This is a genomic window from Acuticoccus mangrovi, assembly GCF_016411865.1.
In the GTDB taxonomy this organism is placed as follows: Bacteria; Pseudomonadota; Alphaproteobacteria; order Rhizobiales; family Amorphaceae; genus Acuticoccus; species Acuticoccus mangrovi.
In genome coordinates this window covers 102,508-116,472 of sequence record NZ_JAEKJA010000011.1, presented here as the reverse complement: position 1 = coordinate 116,472, position 13,965 = coordinate 102,508, and the positions used below count along the sequence as shown (strand labels likewise).

At 69.7% G+C, this 13,965-nt stretch carries 13 protein-coding genes; 5 read left to right on the top strand and 8 right to left on the bottom strand.

Annotated elements, in window-relative coordinates; genetic code table 11:
* Positions 1-11: 11 nt before the first annotated feature.
* The 5 genes from JCR33_RS14345 to JCR33_RS14325 form a co-directional block, all read right to left on the bottom strand.
* The gene (locus tag JCR33_RS14345; RefSeq protein WP_198882780.1) at positions 12-1,559 is read right to left on the bottom strand and encodes an ABC transporter substrate-binding protein; all 1,548 of its coding nucleotides are present in this window, start codon (positions 1,557-1,559) and stop codon (positions 12-14) included.
* A gap of 31 nt (positions 1,560-1,590) precedes the next feature.
* A complete protein-coding gene (locus JCR33_RS14340; RefSeq protein ID WP_198882779.1) occupies positions 1,591-2,979 on the bottom strand; it encodes an FAD-binding oxidoreductase in 1,389 nt (462 codons plus the stop codon).
* A complete protein-coding gene (locus JCR33_RS14335) occupies positions 2,976-3,671 on the bottom strand; it encodes a GntR family transcriptional regulator (RefSeq protein WP_198882778.1) in 696 nt (231 codons plus the stop codon). Before JCR33_RS14335 ends, JCR33_RS14340 begins: the two co-directional genes overlap by 4 nt.
* 155 nt (positions 3,672-3,826) lie before the next feature.
* A complete protein-coding gene (locus JCR33_RS14330; RefSeq protein WP_198882777.1) occupies positions 3,827-4,897 on the bottom strand; it encodes a phosphotransferase family protein in 1,071 nt (356 codons plus the stop codon).
* Positions 4,890-5,630: a CDP-alcohol phosphatidyltransferase family protein gene (locus tag JCR33_RS14325; RefSeq protein ID WP_211110309.1), complete on the bottom strand. Its 741-nt coding sequence runs from the start codon at positions 5,628-5,630 to the stop codon at positions 4,890-4,892. Before JCR33_RS14325 ends, JCR33_RS14330 begins: the two co-directional genes overlap by 8 nt.
* Before the next feature lie 90 nt (positions 5,631-5,720).
* Between JCR33_RS14325 and apaG the strand changes: the two genes are divergently transcribed.
* Complete coding sequence (gene apaG / locus JCR33_RS14320) at positions 5,721-6,113, top strand: Co2+/Mg2+ efflux protein ApaG (RefSeq protein ID WP_198882776.1); 393 nt, start codon at positions 5,721-5,723, stop codon at positions 6,111-6,113.
* Between the two features lie 25 nt (positions 6,114-6,138).
* Here the strand turns inward: apaG and JCR33_RS14315 are convergent, their stop codons facing one another.
* The gene (locus JCR33_RS14315; RefSeq protein ID WP_198882775.1) at positions 6,139-6,552 is read right to left on the bottom strand and encodes a tellurite resistance TerB family protein; all 414 of its coding nucleotides are present in this window, start codon (positions 6,550-6,552) and stop codon (positions 6,139-6,141) included.
* A gap of 136 nt (positions 6,553-6,688) precedes the next feature.
* On the opposite strand from JCR33_RS14315, the gene JCR33_RS14310 reads away from it, so the two are divergent.
* Positions 6,689-8,272, top strand: a complete 1,584-nt coding sequence (locus tag JCR33_RS14310; protein WP_198882774.1) for a lysine--tRNA ligase — start codon at positions 6,689-6,691, stop codon at positions 8,270-8,272.
* 10 nt (positions 8,273-8,282) lie between these two features.
* Here JCR33_RS14310 and JCR33_RS14305 read toward each other — a convergent pair whose 3' ends face one another.
* Positions 8,283-8,771, bottom strand: a complete 489-nt coding sequence (locus tag JCR33_RS14305) for a hypothetical protein (RefSeq protein ID WP_198882773.1) — start codon at positions 8,769-8,771, stop codon at positions 8,283-8,285.
* A gap of 34 nt (positions 8,772-8,805) precedes the next feature.
* The gene (locus tag JCR33_RS14300) at positions 8,806-9,930 is read right to left on the bottom strand and encodes a zinc-binding metallopeptidase family protein (RefSeq protein WP_198882772.1); all 1,125 of its coding nucleotides are present in this window, start codon (positions 9,928-9,930) and stop codon (positions 8,806-8,808) included.
* A 195-nt stretch (positions 9,931-10,125) separates the two neighbouring features.
* Here JCR33_RS14300 and JCR33_RS14295 point away from each other — a divergent pair, with 195 nt between their 5' ends.
* From JCR33_RS14295 to JCR33_RS14285, 3 genes are all read left to right on the top strand, one after another.
* A complete protein-coding gene (locus JCR33_RS14295) occupies positions 10,126-11,073 on the top strand; it encodes a TAXI family TRAP transporter solute-binding subunit (protein WP_198882771.1) in 948 nt (315 codons plus the stop codon).
* Positions 11,074-11,196: 123 nt separating this feature from the next.
* A complete protein-coding gene (locus JCR33_RS14290; RefSeq protein WP_198882770.1) occupies positions 11,197-12,966 on the top strand; it encodes a TRAP transporter permease in 1,770 nt (589 codons plus the stop codon).
* 42 nt (positions 12,967-13,008) lie between these two features.
* Complete coding sequence (locus tag JCR33_RS14285) at positions 13,009-13,965, top strand: calcium/sodium antiporter (protein ID WP_198882769.1); 957 nt, start codon at positions 13,009-13,011, stop codon at positions 13,963-13,965.

The window sequence follows — 13,965 nt, the reverse complement described above, 5'->3', positions numbered from 1 at the left end:
CGCGCCGGCCGTCAGCCGATGGACCAGGTGGCGGGCAGGATCCAGCCGTTGTCGTACTTCGTCACGTGGACGCGCTCCTCGTGCACGATGGTCTTCACCGCCTGCACGATGCCGATCGTGTAACCGTGCTCCACCGCGAACTTGTTCACCGCGCGGTAGCCGGCGTGCCGCTTGTCGGCGTCCATCTCGACGAGCAGTGGGTGGATCATCTCGCCGAGATCCTCCGACTTCATCGCGGCGAAGATGGAGTTGGGGTCGAGCAGGTAGCCGGCGTACATCACCGGGTCGCCGGTGGCGTTGCCCCACTGGTACATCGTCGCCTCCGGCAGCGTGCCGGCGCGCAGCCGCTCCTGGTAGGTCGACGCCTCGACGGCCTCCACCTTGGCGTTGATGCCCACCTTCTGCCACATGGCGGCGATGGCGCGGGCCATGTCGTAGTCGTTGGGGAACACGCCGTTGGTGGTGAAGAAGGTGATCTCCACCGGGTTCGCCGGCCCGTAGCCCACCGAGGCGAGGAGGTCGATGGCCTTCTCCTCCGAGTAGCCGAGCTCGAAGTCCTCGGGATAGCCCGGCGTGCCGCGGGCGGCGGGGGCGTCGATCGGCGTCGCGTTGCCGAGGAAGAAGGCGCGGTTGATCGCCTCCTTGTTGATGGCGTAGTGCGCGGCGAGGCGCACCGCATCGTCCTTGAAGCCGCCGTTCTTGGTGATCTGCAGGAGCACGATGTCGGCGATCGGGTCGATGGTGGAGACGAGGCCGGGCATCTGGCCGAGCCGGTCGGCCTCGCGCACCGGGACGTCGATGGCGGCGCCCGCCCGGCGCGACTCGATCGCGGCGACGCGCGCGGTCGGGTCGCGCACGATCTCGATGGTCACCCGGTCGATGGCCGGCTTGCCGTTCCAGTAGTCGGCGAACGCCTCGAGCTCGATGCGGCTGCCCTGCTGGTACTCCACCACCTTGTAGGGGCCGGTGCCGACGGGCGCGCGCTGGAACTCCTCGAGCCCCACCTTCTCCAGATAGGCCTTCGGCACGACGTAGGAGCAGAGGAAGTAGAGCCAGGTGACGGCCGAGGGCATCGGTTCGGAGAAGGTCATGGTGCAGGTGGTGGGGCTCGTCACCGCGATGTCGGTCACCTTGCGCCACAGGAAGGCCGTGTCGAGGCGCCGGCCGCCCTCGGGCACCGGCTGCTGCGGCCGCTCGTAGAAGGTGTAGCGGAAATCCTCCGCCGTCATCTTGGAGCCGTCGTGGAACAGCACGTCGTCGCGGAAGGTGAGGTCGAGCGACAGGCCGTCGTCGGAGAAGCTGTATTCGGTCACCAGGGCGGGCTCGACGGCGAGGTCGGGCGCCTGCGTCAGCGGCTGATCGAAGACGCACTTGTAGAGCGACTGGACCGGGGCGAGGGAGCGGGCGTTGGGGTCCCAGGTCGGCACGTCGGTGGGGTAGGCGAGGATGAGCTGGCCCGCCTCGGCGCCCTGCGCGAGCACGCTGCCGGGCAGGCCGAGGGCGGCGAGCGCGGCGGTGCCGCCGGTCATCTTCAGGAAGCGCCTGCGTGAATGTGGCATGGTCAGCTCTCTCCGCTTCGCGTGGCGGCCTTCACAGGACACGGCCGGGGTTGAGGATGCCTTTGGGGTCGAGGGCGGTCTTCAGAGTGCGCATGAGGGCGAGTTCGGCCGGGGTGCGGCTATGGGCGAGATAGGGGCGCTTGTTGCGCCCGATGCCGTGCTCGGCCGAGACCGAGCCGGCGTGGTGGGCGACGACGTCGTAGACCGCCGCCTCGGTGGCCCGCTTCTCGTCGGGGCTCGTCGGCACGCCCGGCACGGTGGGGCCGATGACGATGTGGATGTTGGAGTCGGCGATGTGGCCGAACACCACCTGCATCGCGCTCGGCCACCGCTGCGCCGCCAGCGCCCGCAGGTCGGCGACGGCGGCCGCCATGTCGGCACGCGGGATCGAGACGTCGAAGATCGTCTGGCTCGCGAGGTGCTTGTAATATTCGTAGGGGCTCTCGCGGTAGGCCCACAGGCGGGCCGCGTCGTTGCCCGAGCGGGCGACGATGGCGTCCTCCACGAGGCCGTCCTCCATCAGCACGCCGAGGGCGTCGGTGACGCGCTCCGCGCCGCCGGGGCCGGGAGCGATCTCGGTCAGAACGAGAAGCTCGTGAGGGCGCTCGAAGGGGGCGGGCAGGCCCATCATCGTCACCGCCGTGTCGATGAACTCCGCCCACATGCCCTCGAACATCATGAGGCCGGAGCCGAACTCCGCCCCGAGCCGGGTCAACACGCCGACGGCCGCCTCCATGGAGGGGCAGGCGAGAAGGGCGGTCTCCACCGGTCCGGGCTGCGGGTGAAGGGCGAGCACCACGCGCGTCACCACCCCGAGCGTGCCTTCCGAGCCGATGAAGAGCTGCTTCCAGTCGTAGCCCGTGTTGTTCTTCAGCATCTTGTTGAGCGAGGTCAGCACCGTGCCGTCGGCCTGCACCGCCTCGAGGCCGAGCACGTTGTGGCGCGTCATGCCGTAGCGCAGCACGTTGTTGCCGCCGGCGTTGGTGGCGACGTTGCCGCCGATGGAGCAGGAGCCGCGCGCACCGAGATCGATGCCGCAGTGGAAGCCCGCCTGCTCCGCGGCGGCCTGAATCTCGGCGAGCGGCGTGCCGGCGAGCGCCGTGAGGGTGGCGGCGACGGGGTCGATCTCCTCCACCCCGCGCATCCGCTCCAGCGACAGGGCGACCTCGTCCTCCTTGGGATGGGCGCCGCCGGCGAGGCCGGTCATGCCGCCTTGGGTCACCACCGGCTGGCCGGCCTCGTGGCAGAGGCGGAGGGCCGCGGCGACCGCGTCGGTGGTGCGCGGCAGGAGGAGGGCGGCCGGGCGCGTCGGGCGGCCGAGCGTCTGGTCGAACTCGTTGCGCGCGGGAATGTCGTCGCCGGTGAGGACGGACGCGGCGCCGAGAGCGGCCTTCAGCGCGTCGAGGAGGGCGGGCGTCACCGCAGGGCTCCGTCGTGCTGATGCCCGGCGCGGATGGAGAAGAAGGCCGCCTCCGCGGCGCCGAGGAAGGCGGCCATGCGATCGCTCGCCGAGAGGGCGTCGCGCGCCTCGAAGGCGGCGAAGATCTCGGCGAGGCCCTCGGCCACCACGCGCTGGGTGGCGGGACGCTTCAGCGTTTCGAGGCGCACGGTCTGCACGTGGTCGACGAAGCGGGCGATGGTGCTCGCGAGCCGCGCGTTGCGCACGTGGCCGAGCCAGGTGTTGCGGAAGGTGATGTTGGCCGCGATCATCGCCTGCAGGTCGCCGGCCCGGGCGGCACGGCCGGCCTCGTCGAGCGCGCCCCGCAGCGCGCGTAGCGCGGCACCGTCGAGCGACAGCGCCGCCTGGCCGGCCGCACGCGGCTCCAGGAGCTTGCGCACCTCGAAGATGTCGCGAATGTCCTCGATCGAGAGGCGCGGCAGGGTGAAGCCGCGCGTGGTGCCTTCGAGATAGCCTTCGTTGACGAGCTGCAGCAGGGCTTCGCGGGCCGGCATGCGGCTCGTGCCGTAGAGACGGGCGATGTCGGTGTCGACGAGCCGGTCGTCCTCGCCGAACTCGGAACGCTGCAGACGGGTGAGAAGGTCGCGGTAGATCCGCTCGCGCAGGCTGGTCGCCTTTTCGATGGGCTCGACGTCGAGCTTGGCGATGCTCACGCGACCTCCGGACGCGATGCCGCGGCGCGGCTAATCCGTATACGGTATGCTCATTGGAATCATTGTCAATCGGCTTGCCGCGCTCACGCGCTCATGGCTTGCCGCGCCCCCGCGCCGATCATGCGCGGCGCTCAGGCGCACGTGACGTGCGGCGCTCAGGCGCCGGCCCGGCGCGCCCGCTCCCATCCCGCCTCGGCGAGGGGGATCACGCTGTCGATGGTGTAGGGCGTCTCGCTGGTGGCGGTGCCGTCGCGCACCCGGCCGACGATACCCTGGATGATCGCGGCGAAGCGGAAGAGGTTGTAGGCGAGGTAGAGGTCGAGCATGCCGGCCACGGCGAGGCCGGTGCGCGCTTCGTAGCGGGCGACGTACTCCTCGAGCGGCGGAATGCCGAGAGCGGCGAGGTCGAGGCCTTCGAGCGTCCCCGTCGCGGCATTGCGGCGGGGCATCACGAAGCTCATGGCGTGGTAGGCGAAGTCGGCCACCGGATCGCCGAGGGTGGCGAGCTCCCAGTCGAGCACGGCACGCACCTTCGCCGTGTCGGCGGCGAAGATGAGATTGTCGATCCGATAGTCGCCGTGGACCACCGCGGGAGGATGGTCCGGCCAGTCCACGCTGGGCAGGAACGCCATCAGCCGGTCCATCTCGGGGATCTCGATGGTGGCTGAGACGCCATATTGGCGGCTCCATCGGGTGATCTGGCGGTGCACGTATCCCTCGGACCGGCCGAAGGTGGTGAGGCCGATGGTCGACGGGGCGATGCGGTGGAGATCGGCGAGGGTGTCGCCCATGTCCCGATAGAGCGCGCCGCGCTCGGCCGGCGTCGCGCCGGGAATGGCCGGGTCCCAGATGATGCGGCCGGCGACGTGCTCCATCACGAAGAAGGGCGTGCCGATGACCTCGGGGTCCTCGCAATAGGCGAAGACGTGCGGCGTCGGAAAGCCGGCGGCCGACAGCGCCGACATCACCCGCGCCTCGCGGTCGACGGCGTGGGCACTGGCGAGCAACGTTCCCGGCGGCTTGCGGCGCAGCACCAGCGTTCGATCGGCCGCCTCCACGAGGTAGGTCGGGTTCGACTGGCCACCTTTGAACTGGCGCACCCGGAGCGGACCGGCGAAGCCGGGGATCACGGTGGCGAGAAAGCCCGCGAGCCGCTCAGCGTCGATGCTGAGGCGGTCGGGAACCTCGCGTACGCCCGAGAACCGGGCCGCGCGATCGTCAGCCATCGGCGGGCGGGGCGGTGGGCGGCACGGGCCCGGCCGGGATCCGCGGGGCGGCGAGGAGACGCGCCACGGTCTCCCGCTCCACCACGGAGAGGATGCGGCCGAGGGCGGAGGCGAAGCAGAGCGCGGCGAAGGCGTAGGCGAGCCAGATGAAGCCGGACGGCCACAACGCCATCAGCAGGAAGATCGCGATGGTTTCGGCCCCCTCGGCGAGGCCGGCGAGATAATAGATGCTCTTCTTGCCCTGAGCGTCGGTGGTGAGGTTCTGCTCGGCGGCGAGGCCGGCATAGGCGAGGAAGGTCGCCCCGTTGGCGTAGAAGGCCGCGAGGAGCACGACGGCGGGGAGCGCGTTGCGCGCGGGATCGTGCAGCGCGAAGGCGAGCGGGACCGCGCCGTAGAACAGGAAGTCGAACACGATGTCGAGATAGCCGCCGAGCGCGGTGGTGCCGTGCTGGCGCGCGATGGCGCCGTCGAGACCGTCGGCGAGGCGGTTGGCGACGATCAGGATCACGGCGAGCCAGAACCAGCCGATGGCGATAGCGACCGCAGCCACCAGGCCCATGGCGAGGCCGGCGGTCGTGACCGAGTTGGCCGACACCTCCGCCGGCACGAAGCGTCGCGCCGCGAAATTGAGGGGTCGATCGATGATGGGCCGCAACATTGTATCAAACACAGCAAGATGATTGCGCTGCTTGCGGGTGCGACGCAAGGCGGCGGCCGCGCGATAGTTGGCCATGGCGTTCTGCCGGCGCCGGTGCAACAATTGCCGGCGCGCCAAGGTCGACCGGCGACGCCGGCCGAACCGTGTATCGAGGGGGCTCGCGTCATGTATCAAAAGGTCACGAACCACATTCAGGTGACCGTCGAGCCGAGCTTCCTGCCCGAGCACTCCTCGCCGGAGCGCCGCCGCTACGTCTGGGCCTACGAGGTGGAGATCCGCAATCTGGGCGGCGAGACGGTGCGGCTGCGCAATCGCCAGTGGACCATCACCAACGCCAATGGCGAGGTGGAGGAGGTGCGCGGCGCCGGCGTCGTGGGCGAGCAGCCCACGCTCACCCCCGGCGGCGCCTTCCGCTATACCTCCGGCTGCCCGCTGACGACGCCGTCGGGCATCATGGTCGGCAGCTACGAGATGGAGCGGGAGACCGGCGAGCGCTTCTTCGTGGACATCCCCGCCTTCTCGCTGGACCTGCCCGACGCGCGGCCGACGATGAACTGACGGGGGGCGGCGGCGAGCCGAGCGGCTAGAGCCGGCGGTGGCGGGCGCGCGCGCCGCGCTCGATCGCCGCGACGATCAGCTTCTCGAGGTCGAGCTTGTCGCGCAGCATCGCGAGGAAGCGCAGCTCCTCCTTCTGGATGCGCAGGTCGGCGGCGGCGACCTCCACGGCCAAGGCGTAGGCGGTCTCGTGCAGCTGCTTCGGCGTGCAGGTGGCGATGAGGTCGAGGATGGTGTCGAGCCCGTCGTCCTCCTGCAGGATCTCGCCGCAGGTCTCGGAGAGGTTCACCAGGCGATCGGCGTCGAAGTCCGCGAAGATCGGCAGCGTCTGGACCATCTCGCCGATACGGCGCAGCTCCGCGTCGGTCATCGTGCGGTCCACGGCGGACATCGTCACCATGGCGAAGACGAGCGCCTCATGATGCGAGATTGGCTGTTCCATCAGATCCATTGCCCCTTTACCGACAGCTAGCCCTTAGCATCCGCGGCCAGATGGTGCTACGGCTGCGCGGCCTGCCATCCCCAGCCGAACCGTGTGGGTGCGGCGGGCGGGCCATCAATCACCAATCGGAGCCGAAATGAGCGCGCTATCCTCCCTCGACCATGACATCGTGGCGGCCGCCCGTGCCTGGCCGTTCGAGGAGGCGCGGAAAGTCATCGCCCGCCTCGGCGGCGAGACCCGGCCGGTCGTCTTCGAGACCGGCTACGGCCCCTCGGGCCTGCCCCACATCGGTACCTTCGGCGAGGTGGCGCGCACCACGATGGTGCGCAACGCCTTCATCGCGCTGACCGGCGGCACCGTCCCGACGCGCCTCGTCGCCTTTTCCGACGACATGGACGGCCTCAGGAAGGTGCCCACCAACCTGCCCAACCAGGAGATGCTCGCGGGCTATCTCGGCCGGCCTCTGACGGAGGTGCCGGACCCCTTCGGCACCCACGAGAGCTTCGCCCACCACAACAACGCGCGGCTGCGGGGCTTCCTCGATTCGTTCGGCTTCGACTACGAGTTCATGAGCGCCACCGAGTGCTACCGCTCGGGCCGCTTCGACACGGCGCTGCTCGCGACCCTCGCCGCCTACGACGAGGTGATGGCGATCATGCTGCCGACGCTCGGGCCGGAGCGGCGCGCCACCTACTCGCCCTTCCTGCCGATCCACCCGAAGACGCGGCTCGTCTGCCAGGTGCCGCTCATCGCCCGTGACGCAGCGGCCGGCACCATCACCTGGCAGGACGCGGCGGGCGAGGTGTTCGAGACCCCCGTCACGGGCGGCTACGCCAAGCTTCAGTGGAAGCCTGACTGGGCGATGCGCTGGGCCGCGCTCGGCGTCGACTACGAGATGGCGGGCAAGGATCTCATCGATTCGGTGCGCCACTCCGGCCGCATCTGCAAGGCGATCGGCGGCACGCCCCCCGAGGGCTTCAACTACGAGCTGTTTCTCGACGACAAGGGCGAGAAGATCTCCAAGTCGCGCGGCAACGGCCTGTCGGTGGAGGAGTGGCTCACCTACGCCTCGCCGGAGAGCCTCGCCCTCTTCATGTACCAGAAGCCGAAGACGGCGAAGCGCCTGTTCTTCGACGTGATCCCGAAGGCGGTCGACGAGTACTACACGTTCGCGTCGAAGTATGCCGACCAGGGGCTCGCCGAGCGCTTGGAAAACCCGGTCTGGCACATCTCCGGCGGAGCGGAGACGGCGGCGACGGTGCCGATCTCGTTCGCGATGCTCCTCAACCTCGTTTCGGCGTCCAACGCCCAGGAGCGCGGCGTTCTGTGGGGCTTCATCTCGCGCTACGCGCCGGCGGCGACGCCGGAGAGCGAGCCGGAGCTCGACAAGCTGGTGACGCACGCGCTCTCCTACTATCGCGACTTCGTGCTGCCGACGAAGCGCTACCGGGCGCCGACCGAGACCGAGCGCACTGCTCTCGAGGAGCTCAGCCGTCGGCTCGAGGGCATGCCGGCCGACGCGGAGGCGATCCAGAACGAGGTCTACGCCATCGGCAAGGCGCATTTCGAGGTGCTGCGCGAGTGGTTCGGGGCGCTCTACCAGGTGCTCCTCGGCCAACAGCAGGGGCCGCGCTTCGGCTCCTTCGTGGCGCTCTACGGCGTGGAGGAGACGCGGGCGATGATCGCCGAGGCGCTCGCCCGCACCACGGCGGAGGTCTGAGGCGTGGACCTCAGATGAGGTCGGAGAGGCGCCACTCCGGCGCCTCGATGTCGACGATCCTTAGCGCGCCGCCCGCCCCGGTGGCGCGCAAGAGGTAGGTGAGCTCCTGCGGGCTGCCGAAGTTGAGGAAGCGCACCTTGACGAAGTAGGTACCCCTGAGCGCCGTCACCTCGGCGTCGGGGGCGATCTCCACCTCGGTGATCTCGAAGTCCTGGCCGTTGTAGATCGGGTCGAAGTCGAGGTCGGCGACGGCGAGGCGGCCGACGACCTCGGCGTCGAAGAAGTGCGGCGCCTCGGCGGAGCGCCAGACCGGCGCGTCGCCGGCGTCGAGCGAGGAGGCCTGCGCCGCGTAGAGCGCGGCGACCACGCCGACCGCTTCCTGTGCCATGTCGCCGACCGCGTCCTGCGCGCGCCCGGCCCGGGGCGCCAGCGCGAGGAGCGCCGCGAAGAGCGCGCCGACGACGAGACGGCGCGCCAGCGGTCTGAGGGCGATCAGCACGGCGGGTCTCCTCCTGGCGAGGCGGACAACTCTATCAGAGAAACCAGCGTCGTCGCGGAGCACGTGCGGCGTCAAGCATCGCCGGGTCGAGGGAGAGCGTCTCCGCGGCGGCCGCATCCCACTGGTGGATGAGACGGTGGACGAAGCCGAGCTTCTCCTCCACCGGACGCGACAGCACGAAGGGGTAGAGGTCGGGCTGGCCCATCGACCGGTTGATCGCGTTCATCGCCACCGTGATCGGTACGAAGGCGGCGATCAGCGCATCGATGGTGGTGATGTTGTAGGGGTTCTCCATCACCTCGCCCGGCTCCGACCCGTAGCCCGGCTGCACCAGGAGGCCGTAGGCGTGGGCGGTCTCCAGCGCGTCCACCATGTGGAGATAGTGGGCGAAGGTCTCGGCGAAGTCCTCCCAGGGATGGGCCGCGGCGTAGGTGGAGATGTAGTTGTCGGCCCAGTCGAAGGGCGCGCCCTCGGCGTAGTGGCGCTGCAGCGCTTCGCCATAGTCGATCCGCTCGTCGCCGAAGAGAGCACGGAAGGCGTCGAGCGGCCCTCCGTCACGCACCAGACGATCCCAATAATAGTGGCCGATCTCGTGGCGGAAGTGGCCGACGAGCGTGCGGTAGGGCTCGCCCATGTCGGTGCGGCGACGCTCGCGCTCGGCATCGTCGCCCTCGGCGATGTTGATGGTGATGAGCCCGTCGGCGTGGCCGGTCAGCACCGGCGTCACCGAGCCGTCGGGATTGACGGTGTCGGCGAGGAAGTCGAAGGCGAGGCCGCCATCGCCGTCGACCTGGCGCATGGGCAGCGGCAGGTTCCAGCGCAGCAGCGAATAGAAGAGGCGCCGCTTGGCCGCCTCGAGACGGCGCCAGCGCTCCTGGTTCTGCGGCTGCGACAGGTCCGGAATGGTGTGGTTGTGCCGGCAGGCGATGCACAGCGTGTCCGGACCGCCCGCCGGCACGAGCCAGTTGCAGCCGATGGCGCTCATGTTGGCGCACACGTTGTACTCGGCACCGTCCGAGCCGTGCCATGCCTCGCCGCGGGTGGTGGCGAGCATCGTCGCCGAGACGGGCTCGTAGCCGAGAATCTGATGGCACGTCACACATTCGGTGCTCTCGAAATGCACCTCGTTGCCGCAATTGTTGCAATAGAAGCGTTTCATGCGAGGTCCTTGGGGTCGCCCCGGTTGTGCGCAATGAACGGCGAAGGGCCCGCATTGGTTCAGCGCGGCGCGCGGCGTCCTGCCATGCGTGCCGACGCTTGCCTTTGTCGAACGAGCCGTGCCACATCCGCTGCAATCCGTCGGCCGTACGGCCCCCACCGCTATACAAGAATGATGACTCTGAGGGAGGCTTTCATGCGTCTTTCCATAATCGCCGCCGCAGCGATGGCGCTCGCCATGGCGGCCGCGCCCGCTGCCGACGCGCAGACCCGCGTCACCTTCAAGTCCGCCAAGAGCGGCTCCTCCTACTATCAGATGGCCGTGCAGCTCGCCGAGGCCATGAAGGCCGGCGACGTGTCGGTGACGGTGGAGGAGAGCCAGGGCTCGGTGCAGAACGTGATGGAAGCGGCCGTGCGCGGCGGCGACTACGTGTTCACCTCGCCGCCCTCGCTGGTGGGCCTCGCGCGCGACGGCAAGGCAATGTTCGAGGCGCGCGCCAACCCGAAATTCGCCGAGATCCGCGCGCTCTTCCCGATCCCCTCGCTGACGATGCACTTCGTCGCGCGCGACGACGAGGGCATCGAGAGCCTCCCCGACCTCGCCGGCCACACCCTGCTCCTCGGCAAGGGCTCCTTCGGCGCCCGCGAGGGTGAGAAATATATCGGCCTGTTCGATCTGACCGACAAGGTGGAGATCGCCGACGCCGAGCTCAACAACGCCGTCGCGGCGCTGAAGAACGGCCAGATCGACGCCTTCGTGACGGCGGGCTCCTTCCCCGCGCCGAACGTGATCGAGGCGGCCGCGGGTACCGGCGTCACCATCATCTCGATGAGCGACGACGAGATCGCGAAGACCGGGTCGACCCGCGTCGTCATCCCCGCCGGCACCTATCCGGGCCAGGACGCGGACGTCGTCACCACCTCGCTGCCGGTGATCGCCTACACCACCACTCAGATGGACGACGACACGGCCTACGCCCTCACCAAGGCGTTCTGGGAGGAGAAGGCCAAGCTCGGCGAGACCGCGCGCTGGTGGAACGGCGTCGATCCGAGCTTCCTCGGCAACATCGCCGGCAAGATCCACCCGGGGGCGCTGAAATACTACGAAGAGGCCGGGATGGCCGTGCCCGACACGGCGAACTGATCGGCGACTGACGAAAGAACTCCCCTTGGATAGACTGCGCCCCGGCGCGTCGCGGCAGGACCGCGGCGCGATCTTCCGACCGCTCCGCCGCGCCGCCCGCCGATGAGTGCGCCGGACGGGGAGATGGCGCCGCTCGCAAGGCCCGGCGCGTGGCGCGGCGTGTGGATCGCTCTCGGGGCGCTCACCATCGCCTACCACCTGTGGCTGGTGGTCTCTGGGCTGACGCCCAACCTCGTGGCCCGTCCCCTCCACATGGCGCTGGCGCTGCCGTGGATCGCGCTCTACGGCCGGCGCTTCTCGATCTCGGGGATATTGCTCGCCGCCGTCGGCGTCGCCGCCTGCCTCTACATCGCCGTCAATCATCAGGCGCTGGGCGACCAGTACGGCATGATCTTCGGCACTACCCAATATGTGGTGGCCTTCGCGCTGCTCGCGGTGGTGCTCGAGATGGCGCGGCGGGCGATCGGCTGGCCGCTCCCGCTCGTCGCCCTGATCGCGCTGCTCTACGCCTTCTTCGGCCAGTATGTGCCGGGCGAGTTCGGCCACGCGGGGCTGCCGCCGGCGAGCCTTCTCGGCACGCTGGTGGTCGCCGAGGGCGGGCTCTGGGGCGAGCTGACGGGCATCTCCGTCGGTGTCGTCGCGGTGTTCGTGATCTTCGGCGCGGTGCTCAACGCCGGCGAGGCCGGGCAGGGCTTCATGAACGTCGCCGCCGCGGCTGCCGGGCGGCTGCGCGGCGGGGCGGGCAAGGTGTCGGTGCTGTCCTCCGCGCTCTTCGGGTCGATCTCCGGCTCGGCCTCGGCCAACGTCGCCTCCACCGGCGCCGTCACGCTGCCGGCCATGCGCGGCCTCGGCTATCCGCGCTCCCTCGCTGGCGCCATCGAGGCGGTGGCCTCCTCGGGCGGGCAGATCATGCCGCCCCTCATGGGCGCGGGCGCCTTCGTGATGGTGGAGCTCACCGGCACCCCCTATGCCGACATCATGCTGGCGGCGCTACCGCCGGCGCTTCTCTACTTCTTCACGGTGTGGATTGGCATCGACGCCTTCGCCACGCGCTACAAGCTCGCCGGTCTCGCGCCGGAGGATCATCCGTCGGCCCGCATGGTGGCGATCACCTCGGCCTTCTTCCTGGTGCCGTTCACCATTTTGCTCGTCGGCATGTTCGGCGAGGGGCTGACGCCGCAATATTCGGCGGTCTACGCCATCGCGGCCGGAGCGCTGCTCCTCTTCGTCGACGCGCGCCTCACCCTGTCGCTGCGCCGCACGGCCCAGCGCCTCGCCAAGGCGGCGCTGACCTCGGGCGAACAGGTGGCGGTGATCGCCTCGGTGATCCTGTGCGCCTCGATCGTGATCGGCGTGCTCGGGATGACCGGGCTCGGCGTCAAGGTGACCTCGCTGATCCTCTCGGGGTCGGGCGGGCTCCTGTGGCCGGCGCTGCTCCTCACCGCGCTCGCCTGCCTCATCCTCGGCATGGAGGTGCCGACCACCGCGGCCTACGTGATCTGCGTCGCCGTCGCCGGGCCGGCGCTGACGGAGCTCGGCCTCGCCCCGCTCCAGGCGCATCTCTTCGTGTTCTGGTACGCGCTCCTGTCGACCATCACGCCGCCGGTGTGCGGGGCGGTCTTCATCGCGGCGGGCATGGTGGAGGCGCCCTGGCTCAGCGTGGCGGCGAAGGCGATGACGCTCGGCATCGGCCTCTACCTGGTGCCGCTCGCGATGGTCGCCAATCCCGCGATCATCGGCCTCTCCGACGGCGTCGTCCTCCCCGTCCTGATGACGCTCAAGGTCGCCGCCGGCCTCGCCGCCGTGTCGTGGGGCATAATCGCGCGCACGAACGCCGTTCTGCGCATCGCCCTTGTGATGGGCGGACTCGTCATCATCTTGTGGAGCGTCTGAGCGCGTCGTTCTCGCGTTGCGACACTCGGGAACCCGCCGTCTATGCCTCTCCTCACATTGTTCATCGGTCTCGCGCTGCTGCTGGCAGGGGGCGAAGCGTTGGTCCGCGGTTCGGTGGCCGTGGCGACGCGCGTCGGCGTTTCGCCGCTCGTGATCGGGTTGACCCTCGTCGGCTTCGGCACCTCCGCGCCCGAGCTCGTGGCGAGCGTGCAGGCGGCGTGGATCGGTGCGCCGGGCATCGCGGTCGGCAACATCGTCGGCTCCAACATCGCCAACATCCTGCTGATCCTCGGCGTGTCGGCGGTGATCCTGCCGGTGGTCGCGAGCGGCCAGATGCTGCGGCGCGACGGGACGATGCTCATCGTGGTGTCGGTAGTGCTCGTCGTCATCGTGTTGTCGGGCACGCTCGACCGGTGGAGCGGCGTCTGTCTCATCGCCGCCCTGGCGGTCTATACGATAGGTAGCTTCGTGTTCGAGATGCGCGGCAACGGGGACGTCGTCCCCGAGGAGCCGTCGTGCTGGCCGCGCAACCTGTGGACGGCGCTCGCGATCTCGCTGGTGGGCATCGGCGGCGTCGTCCTCGGCGCCGACCTGCTCGTCGACGCCGCCATCGAGATCGCCGAGATCGCGGGGATCTCGCAGGCGATCATCGGGCTGACCATCGTGTCGATCGGCACCTCGCTGCCGGAGCTCGCGACCTCCGTGATGGCGGCGATCCGCCGGCAGGGCGACGTCGCACTCGGCAACGTGGTGGGCTCCAACATCTTCAACGTGCTCGGCATCGGCGGGGTGACGGCGGTGGTCTCGCCGATCCCGGTGCCGCCCGAGATCATCCACCTCGACGTCTGGGTGATGCTGGCATCGGCGCTGCTTCTCGTCGCGGTCGCGGCGGTGACGGGCGGAATCGGCCGGCGCGCCGGCGCGCTTCTCGTCGCCCTCTATGGCGGCTACCTCGTTCTGGAGTTCTCGCCCGGCGTGCGCGCCGCCGCGGGGCTCTGA